This is a genomic window from Bradyrhizobium sp. ORS 375, assembly GCF_000239775.1.
Lineage (GTDB): Bacteria > Pseudomonadota > Alphaproteobacteria > Rhizobiales > Xanthobacteraceae > Bradyrhizobium.
This window is the reverse complement of record NZ_CAFI01000410.1, coordinates 1-21,861: the sequence shown is the minus strand read 5'-3', so window position 1 is coordinate 21,861 and position 21,861 is coordinate 1. Positions and strand designations below refer to the sequence as shown.

The window sequence follows — 21,861 nt, the reverse complement described above, 5'->3', positions numbered from 1 at the left end:
GCCGCGTCGTTTGGGTTACGGTCATGAAAGGCTTTGCATAATAACGATGCCGTTCTTTCCCAAATGGATTCTTAGTCCACTGACTTTAATGGCTGTTTTTGCTTCCCTAGGGGTGCCAATGATCTAGTAGCTTAGCTCAGCGCAATCGAACTCTACCTATTTGTCGAATAAGCACCGACGAATTGCAGCGGACTGCAGAAGGTCGAGTATCGCCTTAACATGTGCACTCGGTTTCAGTGTCCAGACTACGAATCTCACGGACGGACGTTCGAATCGATTTCGGGCGCGCCGATCTTTGAGTGCGAATTCAATGTCTTATTCCTGGAGCCGTAAGGCTCGGCAATTTTACACGGCGCGTGCAAGCACGATCCAAGCTGGCGGTCGAATTCACGATCATCGGGAGACGATCACGTTCCCTTGCTCACATCTTTGGCGCATCGCTGGCCGGAGCTGACAAGCCGATCGTGCTATGCAACGGTGGCATGGTATCTGCTCCTCGCACGTCTCCGTGATTTTTTTTCAGAATTGGATGGCGGCCGCTCGCATGCTCCGCAAAAATGTGTAACTTTATGGCCGCTGTCTTCGCCTGAAGAATTGCAACGCGGACTATCGAGACGAAAGTTAGCGTTCATGAAGTCATATTTCAAAACCCTCCGGGTTCTGCTTGCCATTGTGGCTATTCTGCAATTGTCCGTCCGACTTGCGCACGCCGCAGGCGACATATTTATGGGCGACTATCGCCTAATAGTAGACGATGAACCATTGGCGGCACTGGAGCGAAGTGCATTTGGTGCAGCAACATTCGCTTATTCTTTTGCCAGCGAGGTTGGCGGCATCAATTTCCAAAACACCAGGGTTATAGCAGCATCGAACAATATGAAATTGGCCGTAACCTATGATGCCACGCGACCCGACGGGAAAAGACTCTTAGTAAGCGTTGATGGCAAAGTGAGCGTAGCACCTCTATACGACTGGCAAATCAAGCCGATCGTGGCTTACGCAGACTCCGACACGACAGCAGTCGTCTCATTGTTCGGGCCCGGTCCAGACAAAGATAATTTTTTCTATATTGCGTATCATCGTGCCTTCCAAAAGAGCTTGTTAGGCCTGCGGCTTTTGCAAGCGGACATGCTTCTGATGGATCCAAAGGGTCTAAGGAAACTTCCCCGCTACAAGACGGGCGGACCCATATTAGGGGTGGGAGAAAAGGACATAGATGATGCGAAGTCCGAACAAGCTGCCAGTCAACTTGCAAACCTCATCAAGATGAAGCCGATAGGGTCGTGGGTGCTCTCGGATGTCGATATAGATGTCAAATTCATTTCTAAAACAGACCTAAGTGGAGTGGATTTTGATGGACTTCCCTACTACTACTTTTGGCACCCATATCTGCCATCGGAAGCCGAAGTTCAGATGGCTGCCATGGCTTGGATTAAAAGGCATCCCAACGCAACAGAGGAAGACGTTCTGAATGCTGTTAAGAAGTCGCTAGGTCGGTCGATCGGTGATGAAAATTTCACATCCTTGATGAAGGGGAAGTATTCGCTGTTTCTAGATGCTAACACGCCTGTTTATCGAACGGCGATGCAGGTGATGCGTTACTCCGCTCTCTTCCGACAAATACGGGATCAGAGTCCGAGTGAATGGAAAGAATTTGCTTCGCAGGCGGACAACATCACTGTGCCGCAGTTCCAGACGCCGACGCGTGTTCCGAAAATACGCCATTGATATGAAAGGTGAGCCTATTGAAGAGATGAAGATCTCGCGGACTGGCTCAGCGGACTCAATGCTTCGGCCGGCAATTGCGACTGTAGGAGAGCTGCGCAGTCGCTTGAACAATTGTCAAATAAGTGATCCGACCGAACTCCTAAAACTGGAAACTGAAATTTTCGCTGTTGCCAAGGTTTGCAATGACCCGAAAGAGGTTCTCCGCCAGTCGCAAGAGGGGCTGAGTGCAGGTGAATATCTAGACAGCGTTCTTCGGTCGAATACCGAAATAGAATCGCCAATCGTATACTATGAGAGAGGGCGGCGCGCGGAGGGTGACTTCAAATATAAGAAAGCCCTCGAGTTCTATTGCGAAGCTATGAGGCTAGGCGCCGATAATTTGGGGGTGATAAACGCTGCTGCTCGAACAGCGTTCTGGCTTGGTGAAATCCAGGCCGCTATTAAGTTCTTCTATTCCGCTTCAGCTTCAGCTCTAAAGGATGCGCCGGCCGAACTGCGAGCAAGTTTCCTAAACAACTACGCTAGCGCGCTTCGTTTGGCGGGCGACCACGAAAAAGCCGAACGAATGCTGAGTTATGCCTTACAGCGAGCATCGGACGGCTCGGTGTCGCTGCCCGACCAAGTGTCGATGATACTGAACAATCTGGGCGTGATACAGTCATCAAGGGCGAAGTACACCGAGGCCGAGCATTCCTTTCGCAAGGCAAGGGATATTAGGCTCGCTACACAACCGGTCGACGATCTAGGCATTGCGCAAATCGAAAACAATATTGCTGAGATGATGAGGAGGGTTGGAGAAAGACGTAAAGCCAAAGAGTTTCACAAGAAGGCTTTGAGTACGCGCCTCTCAGTTCTCGGGACAGTCAGTTTGGCTGTGTCAGAAAGCTACAACAATTTGGGCGCACTGGCTCAGGATGAGGGTTGCTTCAAGGTGGCTGAGCAGTGTCTGCAATCAGCGTTGAAGATAACCGAGGAGCTACTTGGCGGTCGCCATTCGCAGTATGCGCGTGCACTGAATAATTTCGGGATGTTTCAATATCGGATCAAGAATTTCGAGCAGGCCAAGGTTTACCTTGAGCGTGCAAGCGGCGTTGCTGAAGTTAGCGCTATTAAAGGTTCTGAAGATGCAATGGCGATTGAACGGAATTATTTAAAGGCTGAACTTGCCGCAGTTTCAAACAGGCAAAGCAGTACGGTCATTCATAATACCAACAATATAAGCCACTCGGTAGTCGAGGGATCAATTTATCAGGATATCGCGGTAAAACCGAAGGGGAGAGCTATGGCGTCCGGGCGAGGAAAATCAAAGTCAAGCCAGATCGTTTCAAATGCGAAAATCGGAAAGGCTGTTCGTATGTTGTCCGACGTCGCTGCAGATCAAAAATTCGAAAAAAGCAGTGCTGAGAGCCTACAAATGATTGTGAAGACGAAGCGAGGACGCGAGCGGCTAGCTAGAGAACTCGGGAAGTTAGCAGAAATGAGAGAGAAAGACCCAGGCGTGCCACCTTCCGAAGCTCGCATTCTACGAGAGGCGTCCGACCTTGCTCGGCAAGGTAGCGTACAATCGGCTTTTGCTAAATTGGGAGAAGTCACGCAAAAGTTGGTTGGGGTTGCCGAGAAAATCGGGGTTAGCGTGGCGGCTAAAGCGATAGAACACTCGCTCGGTCTTTGAAGACCGACGCGAGAAGTGGCCCTTGTGTACACCTTTGGCAAACGATGGCCTCGGTGAAAACTGTTAGAAAGTTATGAATTAAACCCATCATTACTTGGATCAATTCGGCGGAAGGGCTCCGCTCAAGGCTAACCGAGAGTCGATCGCCTACAAGGCCGTTCAGGGCCCTCACCGGGTCATCTGCCTTCTTCACATGGCAAGCCGGGTGCGGGCGCAGCGCCATTGGCATGGCGCAACGGGTCGCGCACCAGGAACACATTCGCGCCAGACTGCCCGGCTGAGGAGTCAACCGTATGGCGCAGAACTGCTTTCAAAAAACGTCAAGGGCAGCGATCGCGCGAATTATCTGCCATGCTGCCTCCATGGAGTCCTTCGCCAGCGGCCTTTACCAACCGCCGCAACGGACTCAGGTCTGGATAAAACCTCGGGGCAAGGTCATGCGGGCCCCGGTCCTGGAAGACCTTGCAGAACAACGAATGCCGCTTTTTGCCAAACAGATTCTGAGTTTTGGATTTTGCTGGCTTTCTGCGCTTCGTTAGGGAGTGCGACCGGCCGAACGGTGGCGCTAGCTGAGGTGACTGCCTAGTATGCTCCGCCCGGGACAACTAGGCGAAGGAATGGATGAGGTATCGTATGTTCAGCTGGTGTGGGGAAAGGCGGTAGCGTTCCAGCCTATTGAACCCCCGACTTAGTGAGCAGCCGCTTATTGCTCGACTTGTTTAGCAACCAGGTCTGCAACTCGACTTACCGCAGTAGCGTGATTTCGTATCATCATTCTCCAAGACGGATCCACCCACCTTTGTCCGGCAAGTGGTCCCCCCAAGATCATCGTCACGAACGTCGCGGAGGCAGCCGAAGGCTGCGAGCTCTCGGCTTCATGAATTAAGCTAGCGACAGTGATGACAATGTTGTTGTGCTCGATCGCTGTCACCGCAATCGTCCGTTCGGGAGTATTGCCTGGCATCGCACCTCTACCTCGCAATGAGCTTCGGTCGCGCGGGGTGCATACTGGAAGCCTGCATCCGCTCTCCAGAGAGGTCTCCGCTTTGAGGATATCGGCCAGAATATACGTTATTACGTATAGATGGCAAGAGCTTCCAATGTGTCTCTTGCTTCATGGTTCGGCGGGACATTCATGCTGCGCGGCAGGCACTGGCGCGCAATTTGCGGCGGCTTCGGTTGGATAAGGGCTTGACTCAAGAGGAGTTGGCCAACGCGGCTGGTCTTCGTCAGGCACTGATCAGCGAGCTGGAGGCAGGTAAGCTCGATGTTCGGATCGACACGCTAAGCCGAGTTGCCATCGCGCTGGATGCAACGCTGGCTGAATTATTTCACGAGAGTCAACGACGCTGATCGTACGAGCCTGGGACGGTGCCACCCGTTGCGGTCACTTGGGAGGCCTCAATCCCGCAGCAATTCGACAGTTGCCCAGGCCTAGTAGCCCTGGGGCGGTTTGGGTCAGCGTCGGCTCAAATTCCCATTTGTAATTATACACCTCTGAAGCACAGGTCCCTCATTTTTGCGATTCTATCCGATTGTGCGCGTACCCACTTCGTTGCGCGCAAGGCTAGGCTGTTCAATTTCTTCAGCGGGTGTCTGCATCTAGCTTGCAGTAGCCCGCCCAGCCTCTGAAGAACTCTGATGTCTGATCGTCAGCAACCCAAAATTGCACCTGACACTCCGCTTCGCCTTACCGACGCCGTGAAGATCGCGTTTCCTCTGGGAGGAATGACAGTTGCAGGTCTGCGACGGGAGCGCGACCGTAATCGGCTGGTTATCGAGAGAATTGCCGGCAAAGAATTTACGACGCTGGCTCACATTGAACGGATGCGAGAGCTATGCCGCGACGAAGCAAGGGAGCTCGACTCCAGCTCAAGGCCGCCCGCCGCGACGAGCGCGGAAAGATTACCCATCGTGCGACCTGGATCATCAGAGACAACGGACGGGACGTCAGCACAGGCTGCGCTGCGGATGAGGTTGCAGCAGCCGAGAAGAAGCTCGAGGAATACATAGCGGCAAAATATACGCCGAAGCGGCGCGTGAGGCATGTCGACGATATCCCGATTGCTGACGTGCTCTCGATTTACATCGATGCTCAGCTCCAAAAGCTGCGGGATCGCTTTGCTGTGGACAGTGGAGCTGAAGACACCGTGCCGGCGATCCGCAAGTTCAAGAAGCGGATCGAACGATTGAATGACTGGTGGGGCGCTAAAACACTTGGCGAGGTCAACGGCGAGGAATGCCGCGCGTACAGGAAGAAGCGTTGCAATCGAGGCGGCGCCCGGCGCGATCTGGAGGATCTGCGCGCCGCCATCGGCCATCATGCATCTGAGGGATTTCATCGAGAGATCGTCAAGGTCTCGTTGCCCGAGAAAGGGCAGCCCCGAGACCGGTGGCTCACGCGCAGCGAGGCTGCAAAGCTGATCTGGACGTGCTGGCGTTACCGCGAAAGGCAGAAGTCGTCTCGCCGCCCCGAGCATGACGTCAAGGCGCCGACAGCAAAACGTCCGCTCAGACATTTGTCTCGCTTCATTCTGATTGGGATCTATAGCGGGACGCGCGCAGGAGCCATTGCGTCAGCGTCCCCGATGCCGGCGGTCGGGCGCTCCTACGTGGATCTGGAGCGGGGCCGCTACTATCGCCGGAAGCAGGGTGCAGCGAAGACGAACAAGCGGCAGCCGACGGTTCCGATCCCTTCGCGCCTGCTGGCCCACTTGCGCCGCTGGCACCGGATCGATCCGGAGGCCAAGCATTTCGTCGAGTTCAATGGCAAGCCGGTGGCGTCGGTCAAAACCGCCTTTAAGAGCGCTGTGAAGCTCGCCGAGCTCGGCCCTCGAATATCGCCCCATACACTCAGGCACACTGCGGCAACCTGGCTGATGCAGCGCGGTGCCGACCCCTGGCAGGCCGCGGGCTATCTCGGTATGTCGCTCGAGGTCCTGCTGAATACCTATGGCCACCATCATCCGGACTATCTGTCAGACGCTGTCGAGAAGATTGCGAAACGCGATTCCGCCCCCAGGCAAACGGTGACGGTGGCCGGAAACGTGATCGCGTTGCAACGGCCGAAGTCGGAATGAACGCCTCGCGGTCCATAGCGCCGCGAACCGCCGATTTCGCGTCTGCTGGGTGAGCGATGCTGTCGCTGGGCAGCGTCCCTGCGGCCAAGTGTTCTCCTACATCGTCGAACCTTCCCGCTGCTGGCGTGAGCCAGCGGATGCTGAGCTGTGTGGGTCCCAAACGAACGAAAAGTGGACGTATCTGGTGCGGTTTCTGGTGCGGATGCGCAGAGGCGCCGAAGGGGAAAGCCGGTAAGTCATTGAGTTTACTGGTGGGCCCGGCAGGACTCGAACCTGCAACCAGACCGTTATGAGCGGCCGGCTCTAACCATTGAGCTACAGGCCCCGCGGCGCGGGGGGCGGTTGGGAAGGGGAGGGCGAGCCTGCCCCGGTATCTCGCAAACGGCCCGGCGACGGTGCGGGCTCCGTTTACAGCCTGGCTGCCGATCCGGCAATGGCACTGCCTGAGCATCCGGCGCGGATCGACATGGCCCGCCCGGCCCCGCATGGCACGGGACGGGCCGGGGACGACGCTAATCCACCGATACGCCGGCGAATTCGACCACCTTGCGCCATTTCTCGGTCTCGTCGGCGACGAGCTTGCCGAACTCGGCGGGCGTCATGGCGCGCGGGATTCCGCCAGTGTCGGCCAGCCGGGCCACCAGCTTGGGGTCCTTCAGCGCCTCGCCGACCGCCTTGTTGAGCAGCTCGACGATCTCGGGCGGGGTGCCCTTCGGCGCGGAGATGCCGTAGAAGCCGACCGATTCGTACCCGGGCACGGTCTCGGCGATCGCCGGCACGTCGGGCACGGTCGGCCAGCGCTGCGGCGAGGTGACGCCGAGCGCGCGGACGCTGCCGCCGCGGGACTGCTCGAGCGCCGTCGGCAGGTTGTCGAAGATCAGCTGCACCTTGTTGGAGATGATGTCGGGGAACGCCAGCGCCGAGCCGCGATACGGCACGTGCAGCATGTCGCATTTGGTCATCGCCTTGAACAGCTCGGCCGCCATGTGCACCGAGGTGCCGTTGCCGGAGGAGGCGAACGCGATCTTGCCCGGATTGGCCTGGCAGTAGTCGATGAACTCCTTCACCGACTTGGCCGGCAGATCGTTGCTGACCACCAGCATGTTGGTGAGCTGCATGATGCTGGCCACCGGCACCGTGTCGCGGATGAAGTCGTAGGGCAGCTTCTTGTAGAGCGAGGTGCTGATGGCATTGTTCGGCGCCACGAACAGCAGCGTGTAGCCGTCGGGAGCCGAGTTGATCATCGCCGCGGCGGCGATGTTGCCGCCGGAGCCGGTGCGGTTCTCGACCACGACCTGCTGGCCAAGCCGATCTGACAGCCATTGCGCCATGATGCGGGCGACGATGTCGACGGGGCCGCCCGGCGAGAAGCCGATCAACCAGCGGATCGGGCGGTCGGGGTAGGCGGCCAGGGCAGGCCCCGGCTTGGCGGCGAGCCCTGCCGCGATGATCAGTCCGAACAGTAGCGCGCGTGCCAGCTTCATCCTCGTCCCCCGATGTCGTCTTGTTCTGCTCGCGTGCGACGGCCCGGGCCGGCCGGGCCGCCGATTGTCAGTGCACCGTCATTTCTTGATCAGCGGGCAGGCCGGATCAGGCGGGCCGAATGCGTCCTCGCCTTTGATGGTCGCGAGGATCTTGTAGTAGTCCCATGGATATTTGCTCTCCTCCGGCGACTTGACCTGCGCCAGCACGAGGTCGTGCACCATCAGATTGTCGGCGCGGAGCCTGCCGTTGCGGGCGAAGAAATCCTCGACGGGCGTCTCGCGCATCTTGGCGGCGACCGCGAGCGGATCGTCGCTGCCGGCGGCCTTGACCGCGTTGAGATAGTGCGTGACGGCGGAGTAGACGCCAGCCTGCCACATCGTCGGCATCCGGTTCATCTTGGCGAAATAGCGCTTCGACCATTCCCGCGTCTTGTCGTCCATGTCCCAGTAGAACGAGGTGGTGAGCAGGAGTCCCTGCGCCGCGGGCAGGCCGAGCGAATGGATGTCGGTGATCAGCGCCAGCAGCGCCGCCATCTGCTGGCCGCCCTTGAGCAGCCCGAACTCGGCGGCCGTCTTGATCTCGTTCATGTTGTTGGGGGGACCTGCGGCGATGCCGATGATCTTGGCCTTGGAGGCCTGGGCCTGCAGGATGAAGGAGGAGAGGTCCGGCGTCGCGAAGGGCGGCCGCACCGCGCCCACGACCTTGCCGCCATTGGCGGTGACGACGCTCGATGCGTCGCGCTCCAGCGAATGGCCGAAGGCGTAGTCGTCGGTGATGAAGAACCAGCTGTCGCCGCCGCGCTTGACCACCTCCTTCGCGGTGCCGGTGGCGAGCGCACGGGTGTCGAACACCCACTGCATCGCGTAGGGCGAACAGAACTTGCCGTGGAAGTCGGCCGCGCCCGTCGACTGGGTGATGAACAGCTTCTTCTTCTCGGTGGCGATGGTCTGCACGGCGAGGCCGACCGCCGAGACCGGCACGTCGACGATGAGATCGACCTGCTCGGTATCGTACCAGCGACGCGCGATCGCAGCGCCGATGTCGGGCTTGAGCTGATGGTCGCCGACGATGACGCTGATCGGTTTGTCCAGCACCTTGCCGCCGAAATCATCCACCGCCATCTGGGCCGCGGTGACCGAGCCCTGGCCGGTAGGCGTCGAGGCCGGGCCGTTCATGTCGCTGAGCACGCCGATCTTAACGACGTTGTCAGAGATCTCCGCCTGCGCGGCCGTGGTCACCAGCAGCGCCGCCGCCCATGCTGCTGTTCTCAGGAAGCTGAGTTGCAATCCGTCCTCCCACCGATCCCGGCCTGACGCCGTTGCTTGTCGCGGCTCTGCCGGCCGATCCGCCTATCTGCAATCAATCCGCGACAGCCGTCAATCACGTGGCGCCACGCGGCGGTGGAGCGACCATGTGCGCTGCAGCACCACGTGCGGCCACGCGTTCGCGCTGATCGCGAAGCGTCAGGCCTGGGCGGCCTTGTGCTCCTCATGCGCGGCCTCCCATACCTCGCGTGCGGCATCGGCATTCATCAGCGCGATGCCCACGCCGACGATCAGGTCGGGCCAGATCGAGCGCCACGCAAAGGCGGTGACTAGACCGGCCGCGATGATCGCGACATTGGCGAAGGCGTCGTTGCGCGCGGAGAGGAAGGCGGCCCTGGTGAGGCTGCCCTGGTGATGGCGGACCCGCGCCAGGATCAGCGCGCAGCCGAGATTGACGATCAGCGCGCCAAGGCCGGTGATGGTGAGCGGCAGCGCCGCCGGCACCTCGGCCGTGAAGAATTTTTCGCCCGCGGTCCAAAGGCCGGCGAGCGCCGGCGCGAGCAGGATCAGTGCCAGCACCTTGCCGAGCCGGGCGCGTTGCGTCGGGCTCCAGCGCAGCGCCAGCGCGATCAACAGATTGACCGAGGCATCCTCGAGAAAATCGACGCTGTCGGCGAACAGCGCCACCGAGCCGATCGACAGCGCCACGGCAAACTCGATGCCGAAATAGCCGAGATTGAGCGCGGCCACCGTGAGCACCGCGCGGCGGACCGGATGTGTGGTGTCCATCAACTGTCTCGGTCCTCCAGCGCCGCGAGGCGCTCCGCCTCGGCGAGATCCTCGGCGGTGTTGGCATTGAAGAACGGATCGCGCGGGACGACCGGCCATGCCACGGTCGCGACCTTGTAGCGCGCCGTGAACCGCGTGACCTTGCGGATGTCGTCACCCACCAGGGCGTGGCGAAGGTCCGCGCGCAAGCGCACCGGCCACACGCCGATCACCGGATGGGTATGGCCGCCCGAGGCAGCCAGCGCGAGTTCCGCCCGCTCGGTCGTGCAGGCGTCGGTCAGGCGTGCCACGAGATCACGCGGGAGGAACGGACAGTCGGCGGGGGCGCTGATCATCCACTGCGCGGCGGGCAGGTGCGCGGCCACCCAGTCGAGCCCAGCCAGGATGCCCGCCAGCGGGCCGGGAAAGCCGGCGACATCATCGGCCACGACGGTCAGGCCATAGGCCGCAAACCGCTCGGGATCGCCATTGGCATTCAGGACCAGCGGGTCGCATTGCGGCGCCAGCCGCGCGACGACGTGGGCCAGCAGCGTCCGGCCGGCGATCACGCGCATCGGCTTGTCGCCGCCGCCCATGCGACGGGCGAGACCGCCAGCGAGCAGGACGCCTGGAATCGAACTCGTCGTGGTGGTTGTCATCGCGGGTTGCGTTATCACGTTCTGCGAGGTCGCGTCAGCGGCCGTCGGCAGCAATCCCCATCGGGGACCCGCCTGCGCCCCGCGCGGTCCTCACGGTCAGGGCGCCGCATGACATCCTCGTCGGGCCGCGATAGAGGTGGCCGTGTGGCTCGACCGGCGAGGAGTTCTGCGCTCCCGCAGGCATTGCTGAGGCATGGTGGCGGCGCATCGGCCGCCTCGGGTGCGATCTGGAGACTGCAATGAACGTCATCGGCCTCGCCGGCTGGAGCGGCGCCGGCAAGACCACGCTGCTGACGCGGCTGATCCCGCATCTCAACGCGCAAGGTCTGCGCGTCTCGGTGATCAAGCACGCCCATCACCGCTTCGACGTCGACGTGCCCGGCAAGGATTCCTGGCGCCATCGTGAGGCGGGGGCGGCGGAGGTGCTGGTCGCCTCGGGGACGCGCTGGGCGTTGATGCACGAACTGCGCGGCGACAGCGAGCCGACCTTGGCAAACCTGCTGGCGAAGCTGTCGCCAGTCGATCTCGTCGTGATCGAGGGCTACAAGGCCGGACCGCATCGCCGCATCGAGGTGCATCGCAGCGGCAACGCCAAGCCGCTGCTGTTCCCCAACGATCCCGGCATCGTCGGGATCGCCAGCGACGTCCCGGTCGAGGCCGCCCTGCCATGGGCGCACCTCGACGACATTCCGGCTATCGCGGAGTTGGTCCGCGCGCAGGCCATGCCGCTGGCTGACGTGCTTCGGCCGCCAGAGCGGAGGCGTCCGCAGTGATGGAACCTGCTGCCGCTTTGGGGAACACAATCAGTGTGGCCGGGTTCCGTGCGCGGAACCCGGGTTTCAGGGCGGCAGGAACGGCCGGGTTGACGCGTCGCCACGGCTTCGCCATGGTCCGCCCATGAGCATGACAAGGCTGGATTTGACGGGCTTGAAATGCCCGCTGCCGGCACTGAAGACGCGTAAGGCGCTGCAGTCGCTGCGCGGGGGCGAGCGTCTGGAGGTTTGCTGCACCGATCCGCTGGCGGTGATCGATATCCCCAATCTGATCCGTGAGACCGGCGATCGGGTGGAGATCGTCGAGCGCAGCGAGCACAGCATCCTTTTCCTGATCGAGAAGGTCGGAGATCGATCGGACTGATCCGCCGTGATCGCCGCGATTACCTGCTGCAGGTTGTTGAACTAAGTAGTTCGTGCGCGCTTCCCTTCTCTCTGGCCAGGATTATCGGTGTCAAGTGGCCGGATAGCCTGCAATCGTCGCATCGGCGCCAGAGCCCGCCCATAACTATGCCGCGTTCTCAGTCGAGGCTTGCGGCAGCGTGAGGAGGCAAGGAGAGGTTGTTTCTGTCTTCACAAATTCGCGAGTGGCATCCTCCGGCGCTGCGTAGCACGCCGGTCAAGCGCGACGCTGGTCTCATTAGTTGATTCGCTTATGACGGCTGCGGGCGGTCTCGAAGTATTCGCGGTCCGATACTGCAGCCAAGAGTGGCGATGGGGTCGGTTGCACGTGAATTTTTGTGTTTGTTAGCAACACACGTACGCTGCATTGCGGTCAATCCACGAAGTTTGACCAGTTATTACCATTTTACTATCGACAATTTGCCTCGGTTCTGCACCAATTGAGGCGCTTTCCGCGGAGGTTGCGGGATGTGAATCATGCCCGCTGTGGATCGGGCCAGGCGGAACCGCGGCACGAGAATGACACGGCGCCCGATGCCTCGGTGGGGGGTATCATGCACGTGGAACTCATCGCAGTGTTTGTGCATCGCGAAAATTGTCTGGTAGGTCGATGGCGGGCGGGGTGAGTAAGCGTATCGATTCTGATCAAGGGGACAGAACATGATGTCGTTGCGTTGGACGGGAGTCCGTAGGGGAGGAATGCATGGCTACCATTGAGAGCGCGGGCTCGCTCCCGAACGCGCAAGGGGGGATCTTCGATCGTGAGCACACGGTCGCCAAAGCGGGGTTCAACCGCTGGTTGGTGCCGCCGGCCGCGTTGTGCATCCATCTCTGCATCGGCATGGCCTATGGCTTCTCGGTGTTCTGGCTGCCTTTGTCGCGCGCGATCGGCGTGACCCAGAGCACGGTCTGCACCGACATGACCCTGGTGCAGGAGCTGTTCACGACGAGCTGCGACTGGAAGGTCGCAAGCCTCGGCTGGATGTACACGCTGTTCTTCGTGCTGCTCGGCGGCTCAGCCGCCGTGTGGGGCGGGTGGCTGGAGCGGGCGGGTCCGCGCAAGGCCGGCGCCGTGGCGGCGTGCTGCTGGGGCGGCGGTCTGATGATCGCGGCGCTCGGCATCTATGTCCACCAGCTCTGGATGATGTGGCTCGGCGCCGGCGTGATCGGCGGCATCGGTCTCGGCCTCGGATACATCTCGCCGGTCTCGACCCTGGTGAAATGGTTCCCGGACCGCCGCGGCATGGCGACCGGCATGGCCATCATGGGCTTCGGCGGCGGCGCGATGATCGGTGCTCCGCTCGCCAACCTGCTGATGAACTACTTCAAGACCCCGACCTCCGTCGGCGTCTGGGAGACCTTCGTCACGATGGGCTTGATCTACTTCGTGTTCATGATGATCGGCGCCTTCGCCTATCGCGTCGCTCCGGTCGGCTGGCAGCCCGAGGGCTGGACGCCGCCGGCGGTGAAGAAGGCGATGATCTCCGAGCACCACGTGCATCTCGATAACGCGCACAAGACCCCGCAGTTCTGGCTGGTCTGGTGGGTGCTCTGCCTGAACGTCTCGGCAGGCATCGGCGTCATCGGCATGGCTTCGCCGATGCTGCAGGAGATCTTCGCTGGCAAGCTGATCGGTCTGCCGGACGTGACCTTCAACCAACTCGACGCCACCCAGAAGGCAACCGTTGCCGGCATCGCGGCTGGCTTCGCCGGCCTGCTGTCGCTGTTCAACATCGGCGGCCGCTTCTTCTGGGCCTCGCTGTCGGACCACATCGGCCGCAAGGCGACCTATTACTGCTTCTTCCTGATCGGCATCGTGCTCTACGCGCTGGCGCCGACCTTCGCAGCGATGGGCTCCAAGCTGCTGTTCGTGGGCGCCTTCGCCATCATCCTCTCGATGTATGGCGGCGGCTTCGCGACGGTGCCTGCCTATCTGGCCGACCTGTTCGGCACCCAGTTCGTGGGCGCCATCCATGGCCGGCTGCTCACGGCCTGGGCCACGGCCGGCATCATCGGTCCGGTGGTCGTCAACTACATCCGCGAGTTCCAGCTCGCCGCCGGCGTGCCGCGCGACCAGCTGTACAACACCACGATGTATATCCTGTGCGCCATGCTGCTCGCCGGCCTGATCTGCAACTTCCTGATCAAGCCCGTCGATCACAAGTGGAACATGAGCCCGGACGAGGTGGCGCGCTATCAGGCGGAGCTCGCCAAGAACGAGTCGGCGATTCAGCATGGCTCGTTCGGCATCGGCAAGGGCGGCCTCGACCTGAGTGCGGCTCTGTTCTGGGCGTTCGTCGGCGTGCCGCTGGCCTGGGGCGTCTGGAAGACGCTGGAGAGCGCGGTCAAGATCTTCTGATCCACCGCGATCACGACATCAGGGGCGGCCGTTTCGGCCGCCCCTTTTTTTTGCGCCGGCGTGGTCTCAGAAATTGTCGCAGCAGAGAATGTCGGCAAGCAGGGGCGCGCCTCTTGCCGCGCCGCGATCGTCGCCGGGTGGCGACTGCGTCGTTCGACCCTGCGCTTCCAATGCGGCATGAAGGATGGCGAGCGCCGGATCGCTGTGCCTCGCCTCGGCGCAATGGTCGAGCCAGTCGGGCATCTCGCGGCGCTGCGACAGTGCGCAATGCCACTCACCGCCGTCATAGGCGAGACGGCGCAGCGACCATCCCGGCAGCTGCAAAGCAACCAGTTCGAGCGCGGCGTCGATCCAGGCGTCAGCCCGCAGCATCTGGTCGATCCGCACCCGGTGCCGTCCGCGCGCCGACAGCCGCGATGCGCCGTCGTCGGTTCCGAGCAGGTCGGTCAGCAGCATGGCCGCCTCCTCGACGTGGTGCGGCTCGACGACTTTCAAACGTATGGTGAACGGCATGGCGTTGCTCCGTCGAGAGTGAACGGCCCCGCTCGGGGCGCTGCCGTCAATCTGGCGGCGAACGTCGTAGGAATGCGAGAGGGCAGGGTGCCGGACAAAATAGCTGCCGCATAAACGCGCGGCACCGGCACCGCCGGTGCATGAGCGTGCGTCCATGTCGGCCGAACGTTCTGGGCCGGCGAGGGCGTGATCTTTATGAGATTCCTATAACGTCGCCGACCGCGTCGTCTCGAAAACCTATGGGTCCGGATGCCATCTGGCAGGGTGGAACGGACCGAGGCTGCCAATGCAAGCTCCCGGCCGCTCCATGGCTTGCGCGCATCTCGCGTGCATGAGGAGCACATCATGCTGGACCTTCTGATGCTGGCGCTCGGCGCCGGCTTCTTCGCCCTGGCGATCGGCTACACCTATGCCTGCGAGCGGCTGTAGGAGACGCGCCATGATCGTCGAGGACTCGCTCGCCGGCGCCGTGTCGCTCGGCCTCCTGATCTATCTCACCTATGCGCTGCTGCGGCCCGAGCGGTTCTGACCCGTGGCCCCTCCCAGGACAACATCCCATGACTCTCATCGGCTGGATTCAAATCCTGCTCTATTGCGCCATCATCGTCGCGCTCGCCAAACCTCTCGGCTGGTACATGACGGGCGTCTTCAACGGTGAGCGCACCTTTCTCTCGCCGGTGCTGCGGCCCGTCGAGGTTGCGGTCTACCGGATCAGCGGCGTCGATGAGCGGCACGAACAGCACTGGCTGACCTACACGATCGCGATGCTGCTGTTCCATGTCGGCGGCTTCCTCGTCATCTACGGCGTGATGCGGCTGCAGGCCGTGCTGCCGTTCAATCCCGCAGGGCAGTCGGCCGTCGCGGAGGATCTGTCGTTCAACACCGCGATCAGCTTCCTCACCAATACCAACTGGCAGAACTACGGCGGCGAGAGCACGCTCTCCTATCTCGTGCAGATGCTCGGCCTGACGCACCAGAACTTTCTCTCGGCCGCGACCGGCATCGTGCTGGCGATCGCGTTGATCCGCGGCTTTTCACGCGCCTCGGCCCGCACGGTCGGCAATTTCTGGGTCGATGTCGTCAGGTGCACCCTCTACATCTTGCTGCCGCTGTGCATCCTCATGACGCTGTTCCTGGTCTGGCAGGGCATCCCGCAGACGCTCGGACCCTACGTCAAGGCAACGACGCTCGAGGGCGCGACGCAGACCATCGCGGTCGGCCCGGTGGCCTCGCAGGTCGCGATCAAGATGTTGGGCACCAATGGCGGCGGCTTCTTCAACGCCAATGCCGCGCATCCCTTCGAGAACCCGACCGCGCTGTCGAACGTCGTCCAGATGATCTCGGTCTTCGCGCTCGGCGCCGCGCTCACCAACGTGTTCGGCCGGATGGTCGGCAATCCGCGCCAGGGCTGGGCGATCCTCGCCGTGATGGGCGTGCTGTTCATCGCCGGCGTGTCGATCGCCTACTGGGCCGAAGCGAGCGGTACGTCGACGCTGAACGCGCTCGGGCTGACCGGCGGCAACATGGAGGGCAAGGAGGTCCGCTTCGGCATCGTCGCGTCCGCACTGTTCGCCGTGATCACGACGGCCGCCTCCTGCGGCGCGGTCAATGCGATGCATGACAGTTTCACCGCGCTCGGCGGCATGATTCCGCTGATCAACATGCAGCTCGGCGAGATCATCATAGGCGGCGTCGGCGCTGGTCTCTATGGCATGCTGCTGTTCGTGGTGCTCGCGATCTTCGTCGCCGGCCTGATGGTCGGACGCACGCCGGAATATGTCGGCAAGAAGATCGAGGCCCGCGAGGTCAAGATGGCGATGCTCGCGATCCTCGTTCTGCCGCTGATGTATCTCGGCTGGACCGCCGTCGCCGTGGTGCTGCCGTCGGCCGTCGCGTCGATGGCCAATGCCGGCCCACACGGATTCACCGAGGTGCTCTACGCCTTCACCTCGGCGACCGCCAACAACGGCTCTGCGTTCGCGGGCCTTACCGGCAACACCTTCTTCTACAACCTGACGCTGGCCTCCTCGATGTTCGTCGGCCGCTTCTTCATGATCATCCCGGCGATGGCGATCGCGGGCTCGCTCGCCGAGAAGAAGTCGATCCCGCCATCGGCAGGCACGCTGCCGACCACCGGCGGCCTGTTCGTCGGCCTCGTGGTCGGCGTCATCCTGATCATCGGCGGCCTCACCTTCTTCCCCGCACTGGCCTTAGGTCCGATCGTCGAGCATCTCGCGATGACCGCCGGCACCGTGTTCTGATCCCGGAGCAACCTCCATGGACACCACCAAACTGCAAACGCGCGCGTCGATGTCGACGCTGCTCGATGCCAACATCGTGTTGCCTGCCGTCAAGGCCGCTGTCGTCAAGCTCGATCCGCGGCTGATGATCAAGAACCCCGTGATGTTCGTGGTCGAGGTCGTCGCCGCGCTCGCCACGGTGATTCTCGTGCGTGACGTCGTCACCGGCGGCGCCCATCTCGGCTTCACCTTCCAGATCGTCCTCTGGCTGTGGTTCACCGTGCTGTTCGCAAATTTTGCTGAAGCTATCGCCGAAGGGCGCGGCAAGGCGCAGGCAGAGTCGCTACGCAAGACCCGCACCGAGAGCCAGGCGAAGCTGCTGACCGGCCCGGGCCTCGCTGATCACAGCTATCAGCTCGTCGCGGGCACCAGCCTCAAGATCGGCGATATCGTGCTGGTCGAAGCCGGCGACACTATCCCGTCCGACGGCGAGGTGATCGAAGGCGTCGCCTCGGTCAACGAGGCCGCCATCACCGGCGAGTCAGCGCCCGTGATCCGCGAATCCGGCGGCGACCGTTCGGCGGTGACGGGTGGCACGCAGGTGCTGTCGGACTGGATCCGCGTGCGCATCACCGCGGCCCAAGGTTCGACCTTCATCGACCGCATGATCAGACTGGTCGAGGGCGCCGAGCGGCAGAAGACGCCGAACGAGATCGCGCTGAACATCCTGCTCGCCGGCCTCACCATCATCTTCGTGTTCGCGACGGTGACGATCCCGAGCTACGCCGCCTATGCCGGCGGCTCGATCTCGGTTGTGGTGCTTGTCGCGCTGTTCGTCACGCTGATCCCGACCACGATCGGCGCGCTGCTGTCGGCGATCGGCATCGCCGGCATGGACCGCCTGGTGCGCTTCAACGTGCTGGCGATGTCCGGCCGCGCCGTCGAGGCTGCCGGCGACGTCGACACGCTGCTGCTCGACAAGACCGGCACCATCACGCTCGGCAATCGCCAGGCGACCGCGTTCCGTCCCGTGAGGGGCATCAGCGAGCAGGAGCTGGCGGATGCCGCGCAGCTCGCCTCGCTCGCGGACGAGACGCCGGAGGGCCGCTCGATCGTCGTGCTCGCCAAGGAGAAATACGGCATCCGCGGCCGCGACATGGCCGAGCTCGGCGCCACCTTCGTGCCGTTTACCGCGCAGAGCCGCATGAGCGGCGTCGATGCCGGCGGCTCATCGGTGCGCAAGGGCGCGGTCGATGCGATCCTGAACTATATCAACAGCGGCACGACGCAGCTCGCCTCGGGCAACACGATGCGCGCGGTACAGCCGGCCGAAAGCGAGGTCGCCGGCGAGATCCGCGCGATCGCCGACGAGATCGCCAAGGCCGGCGGCACGCCGCTGGCCGTGGCCAAGGACGGCCGGCTGCTTGGCGTCATCCAGCTCAAGGACATCGTCAAGGGCGGCATCCGCGAGCGTTTTGCCGAGCTGCGCCGCATGGGCATCCGCACCATCATGATCACGGGCGACAACCCGATGACGGCGGCTGCGATCGCGGCCGAAGCCGGTGTCGACGACTTTCTGGCGCAGGCGACGCCTGAGGATAAGCTCAGGCTGATCCGTGACGAGCAGGCCAAGGGCAAGCTGGTGGCGATGTGCGGTGACGGCACCAATGATGCGCCGGCGCTGGCGCAAGCCGATGTCGGCGTCGCCATGAACACCGGCACGCAGGCCGCCCGCGAGGCCGGCAACATGGTCGATCTCGACTCCAATCCGACCAAGCTGATCGAGGTGGTCGAGATCGGCAAGCAGCTGTTGATGACACGCGGCGCGCTGACGACGTTCTCGATCGCCAACGACGTCGCCAAATACTTCGCGATCATCCCGGCGATGTTCCTGGCGTTCTACCCGCAGCTCAATGTGCTGAACGTCATGAACCTCGCAAGCCCGCAGAGCGCGATCCTCTCGGCGATCATCTTCAACGCGCTCGTCATCATCGCGCTGATCCCGCTGGCGCTGAAGGGCGTCGCCTACCGCGCCATCGGCGCCGGCGCGCTGCTCGGCCGCAACCTGATGATCTATGGCCTGGGCGGCCTCACCATCCCTTTCATCGGCATCAAGGCGATCGACCTGCTCGTGACCGCCTTGCATCTGGCTTGACCACTTGCCGGCGTCGTTGCGAGCGAAAACTCTCTCCCCCGTCATTCCGGGGCGATGCGCAGCATCGAACCCGGAATCTCGAGATTCCGGGTTCGCCTCTTCGAGGCGCCCCGGAATGACACCGAGGATGGGGTGAGCAGCGTCGCTCACAATGACGCAAGAGACATAGGAGACTCACATGCTCAAAGAAATCCGCCCCGCCATCTTCGTCCTGCTCGCGCTCGCCTTCATCACGGGACTGATCTATCCGCTCGCCATGACCGTTGTCGCCGGCACCATCTTCCCGGCTCAGGCCGAGGGCAGTCTGATCACCCGCGACGGCAAGGTGATAGGCTCGGCGCTGATCGGGCAAGAGTTCAAGGACGACAAATATTTCCACGGCCGCCCGTCGGCGACGACAGCCGCCGACCCGAACGATGCGACCAAGACCGTGCCGGCGCCGTACAACGCCGCCAACTCCTCGGGCTCCAATCTCGGCCCCACCAGCAAGGCGCTGGCGGATCGCGTCAAGCAGGACGTCGACAAGCTCAGGGCGGAGAACGCCGCGCAGGCCGTGCCGGTCGACCTGGTGACGTCATCGGCGAGCGGGCTCGATCCGGACATCTCGCCGGCGGCGGCGCTGTTCCAGGTGCCGCGGATCGCAAAGGCGCGCGGCGTGCCGGAGGATCGGGTGCGGGCGCTGGTGGCGAAAAACACCGACGGGCGCCTGATCGGCCTGCTCGGCGAACCCCGCGTTAACGTGCTTGCGCTCAATCTGGCGCTCGATGCCTCAACGGCAAGATAACTGCCGCGAGGCTCCGATCTTGGCGCAGACATCCTCCCGTCTATAATGCCGCATGGCCAGCCAACGCCGCGATCCTGACCAACGCCCCTCGCCGGAAGCGCTGCTCGAAGCAGCCCGGCGGGAGGACAGTCCTGCCGGCAGGCTCAAGATCTTCGTCGGCGCCGCCCCAGGCGTCGGCAAGACCTATGAGATGCTGTCGAGCGCGCATGCCAAGCTGAAATCCGGCGTCGACGTCGTCGTCGGCTTCGTCGAGACCCATGGCCGGATCGAGACCGAGGCGCTGGTGCGCGGCCTCGAAGTCATCCCGCGCAAGCGCGTCGCCTACAAGGACCAGGTCGTCGAGGAGATGGACCTGGACGCCGTGATCGCGCGCAGCCCGAGGCTTGCGATCGTCGACGAGCTCGCCCACAGCAACGTTGCCGGCAGCCGTCATCCCAAGCGCTATCTCGACGTCGAGGAACTGCTGTCGCACGGCATCGATGTCTATACGGCCGTCAATGTCCAGCACATCGAGAGCCTCAACGACGTCGTAGCCCAGATCACCCATGTCCGCGTGCGCGAGACGGTGCCGGATTCGATTCTGGACCGCGCCGACGCGATCGAGCTGATCGATCTCACGCCGGATGACCTGATCCAGCGGCTGAGGGAGGGCAAGGTCTATGTCCCCAAACAGGCGGAGCGCGCGCTGGAGCACTACTTCTCGCCCGGCAACCTGACTGCGCTGCGCGAGCTTGCGCTGCGCCGGACCGCCGAGCGTGTCGACGAGCAGCTGCTCAGCCACATGCAGGCCCATGCGATTGCCGGCCCGTGGGCGGCCGGCGAGCGCATTCTCGTCTGCATCTCCGAGGATCCGCGCGCGGCGAGCCTCGTGCGCTACACCAAGCGGCTCGCCGACCGCGTCCACGCGCCATGGACCGCTGTGACGATCGAGACGCGGCGGAATCTGCAGTTCTCGGACAAGCAGCGCGACCGGCTCGCCGACACGCTGCGGCTGGCGGAGAGCCTCGGTGGCGAGGCGTTGACGATTCCCGGCGGTGGCCGACGCGTCGCCGACGACCTCATCAGCTTCGCGCAAGGTCACAACGTCACCCAGATCATCATCGGCAAGTCGAGCCGCTCGCGCCTGTTCGAGATTGTCAGAGGCTCGGTGGTGCATGACCTCGTCCGGCGCGCCGGCAACATCAGCGTCCACGTCATCGCCGGCGAGGAGCCGGCCGACGCTGCGGCAGCGCCGGTGCAGACGCGGCCGCGCGCCGAGCCGCTACAGCCGAAGCCCTATCTGATGGCGCTGCTGATCACCGGCCTCGGGCTCGGCCTCGCCGAGCTGATCCAGCCGTTCTTCGGCATCGAGAACGTCGATCTCGTGTTCCTCACCGCCGTGGTCGGCGTCGCCGCGCGCTACGGCCTGGGACCGTCGCTGTTGGCGAGCGTCGTCGCCTCGCTCTGCTACAACTTCTTCTTCCTGCCGCCGCTCTACACGTTCACGATCACCGACCCGACCAACGTCGCGGCGTTCTTCTTCTTCATGCTGATCGCCATGCTGGTGTCCAACGTCGCCGCGCGCGTTCGCGTGCAGGCGGATTCGGCGACCCAGCGCATCCGCACCACCGAGCAGCTCTACGCCTTCAGCCGCAAGCTTGCCGGCACGGCGACGCTCGATGACGTTCTGTGGGCGACCGCTTACCAGGCCGCGCTGATGCTCAAGGTCCGGGTCGTCCTGCTGCTGCCGCAGGACGGCAAGCTCACCGTGATGACCGGCTATCCGCCGGAGGACCAGCTCGACGACGCCGACCTCGCGGCGGCCAGCTGGGCCTTCGCAAACGATCGCGCCGCCGGCCGCGGCTCCGACACCCTGCCTGGTGCCAAGCGCCTGTTCCTGCCGATGCGCACCGGGCGTGGCCTTATCGGCGTCATCGGCATCGACGACGATCGCACCGGGCCTCTGCTGACGCCCGACCAGCGCCGGCTGCTCGACGCG

General features: G+C 62.6%; 17 protein-coding genes and 1 tRNA gene. 12 read left to right on the top strand and 6 right to left on the bottom strand.

From position 1 onward, the window contains the following. Positions 1 to 630 precede the first annotated feature (630 nt). From BRAO375_RS27315 to BRAO375_RS27300, 4 genes are all read left to right on the top strand, one after another. Positions 631 to 1,728, top strand: coding sequence for a hypothetical protein (locus BRAO375_RS27315; RefSeq protein ID WP_035642555.1), 1,098 nt, complete (start codon positions 631 to 633; stop codon positions 1,726 to 1,728). Further along, positions 1,706 to 3,400: a tetratricopeptide repeat protein gene (locus BRAO375_RS27310; protein WP_139031484.1), complete on the top strand. Its 1,695-nt coding sequence runs from the start codon at positions 1,706 to 1,708 to the stop codon at positions 3,398 to 3,400. The genes BRAO375_RS27315 and BRAO375_RS27310 overlap by 23 nt, the downstream gene beginning before the upstream one ends. 1,191 nt (positions 3,401 to 4,591) lie before the next feature. Beyond that, on the top strand, positions 4,592 to 4,753 hold the full coding sequence (locus BRAO375_RS27305) for a helix-turn-helix domain-containing protein (RefSeq protein ID WP_502688966.1): 162 nt from the start codon (positions 4,592 to 4,594) through the stop codon (positions 4,751 to 4,753). 485 nt (positions 4,754 to 5,238) lie between these two features. After that, the gene (locus BRAO375_RS27300; RefSeq protein WP_009030665.1) at positions 5,239 to 6,480 is read left to right on the top strand and encodes a tyrosine-type recombinase/integrase; all 1,242 of its coding nucleotides are present in this window, start codon (positions 5,239 to 5,241) and stop codon (positions 6,478 to 6,480) included. A 249-nt stretch (positions 6,481 to 6,729) separates the two neighbouring features. Here BRAO375_RS27300 and BRAO375_RS27295 read toward each other — a convergent pair. The 5 genes from BRAO375_RS27295 to mobA form a co-directional block, all read right to left on the bottom strand. Further along, a tRNA-Ile gene (locus BRAO375_RS27295) sits at positions 6,730 to 6,805 on the bottom strand. A gap of 187 nt (positions 6,806 to 6,992) precedes the next feature. Then, complete coding sequence (locus tag BRAO375_RS27290) at positions 6,993 to 7,964, bottom strand: Bug family tripartite tricarboxylate transporter substrate binding protein (RefSeq protein WP_009030664.1); 972 nt, start codon at positions 7,962 to 7,964, stop codon at positions 6,993 to 6,995. 78 nt (positions 7,965 to 8,042) lie between these two features. Further along, a complete protein-coding gene (locus tag BRAO375_RS27285) occupies positions 8,043 to 9,251 on the bottom strand; it encodes an ABC transporter substrate-binding protein (RefSeq protein ID WP_009030663.1) in 1,209 nt (402 codons plus the stop codon). A 177-nt stretch (positions 9,252 to 9,428) separates the two neighbouring features. Then, positions 9,429 to 10,019, bottom strand: a complete 591-nt coding sequence (locus BRAO375_RS27280) for a cation efflux transmembrane domain-containing protein (RefSeq protein WP_035642549.1) — start codon at positions 10,017 to 10,019, stop codon at positions 9,429 to 9,431. Then, positions 10,019 to 10,657, bottom strand: a complete 639-nt coding sequence (gene mobA / locus BRAO375_RS27275) for a molybdenum cofactor guanylyltransferase MobA (protein ID WP_009030661.1) — start codon at positions 10,655 to 10,657, stop codon at positions 10,019 to 10,021. Before mobA ends, BRAO375_RS27280 begins: the two co-directional genes overlap by 1 nt. 239 nt (positions 10,658 to 10,896) lie before the next feature. Between mobA and mobB the strand changes: the two genes are divergently transcribed. The 3 genes from mobB (at position 10,897) to BRAO375_RS27260 (ending at position 14,191) form a co-directional block, all read left to right on the top strand. After that, the gene (mobB, locus tag BRAO375_RS27270; protein ID WP_009030660.1) at positions 10,897 to 11,430 is read left to right on the top strand and encodes a molybdopterin-guanine dinucleotide biosynthesis protein B; all 534 of its coding nucleotides are present in this window, start codon (positions 10,897 to 10,899) and stop codon (positions 11,428 to 11,430) included. Positions 11,431 to 11,554: 124 nt separating this feature from the next. Beyond that, positions 11,555 to 11,794, top strand: coding sequence for a sulfurtransferase TusA family protein (locus tag BRAO375_RS27265; RefSeq protein WP_035642543.1), 240 nt, complete (start codon positions 11,555 to 11,557; stop codon positions 11,792 to 11,794). A 741-nt stretch (positions 11,795 to 12,535) separates the two neighbouring features. Beyond that, positions 12,536 to 14,191 (top strand): OFA family MFS transporter, encoded by a 1,656-nt coding sequence (locus BRAO375_RS27260; protein ID WP_009030658.1) that lies wholly within the window; start codon positions 12,536 to 12,538, stop codon positions 14,189 to 14,191. A 66-nt stretch (positions 14,192 to 14,257) separates the two neighbouring features. Here the strand turns inward: BRAO375_RS27260 and BRAO375_RS27255 are convergent, their stop codons facing one another. After that, a complete protein-coding gene (locus BRAO375_RS27255; protein ID WP_009030657.1) occupies positions 14,258 to 14,704 on the bottom strand; it encodes a hypothetical protein in 447 nt (148 codons plus the stop codon). A 439-nt stretch (positions 14,705 to 15,143) separates the two neighbouring features. Between BRAO375_RS27255 and BRAO375_RS27250 the strand changes: the two genes are divergently transcribed. The 5 genes from BRAO375_RS27250 to BRAO375_RS27230 form a co-directional block, all read left to right on the top strand. Next, a complete protein-coding gene (locus tag BRAO375_RS27250) occupies positions 15,144 to 15,233 on the top strand; it encodes a K(+)-transporting ATPase subunit F (protein WP_009030655.1) in 90 nt (29 codons plus the stop codon). 28 nt (positions 15,234 to 15,261) lie between these two features. Continuing rightward, the gene (gene kdpA / locus BRAO375_RS27245; RefSeq protein WP_009030654.1) at positions 15,262 to 16,965 is read left to right on the top strand and encodes a potassium-transporting ATPase subunit KdpA; all 1,704 of its coding nucleotides are present in this window, start codon (positions 15,262 to 15,264) and stop codon (positions 16,963 to 16,965) included. Between the two features lie 16 nt (positions 16,966 to 16,981). Then, on the top strand, positions 16,982 to 19,099 hold the full coding sequence (gene kdpB / locus BRAO375_RS27240; protein WP_009030653.1) for a potassium-transporting ATPase subunit KdpB: 2,118 nt from the start codon (positions 16,982 to 16,984) through the stop codon (positions 19,097 to 19,099). Positions 19,100 to 19,277: 178 nt separating this feature from the next. Then, a complete protein-coding gene (locus BRAO375_RS27235; RefSeq protein ID WP_009030652.1) occupies positions 19,278 to 19,883 on the top strand; it encodes a K(+)-transporting ATPase subunit C in 606 nt (201 codons plus the stop codon). Positions 19,884 to 19,935: 52 nt separating this feature from the next. Continuing rightward, on the top strand, positions 19,936 to 21,861 hold a 1,926-nt coding region (locus tag BRAO375_RS27230), incomplete at its 3' end, for a DUF4118 domain-containing protein (RefSeq protein ID WP_035642541.1).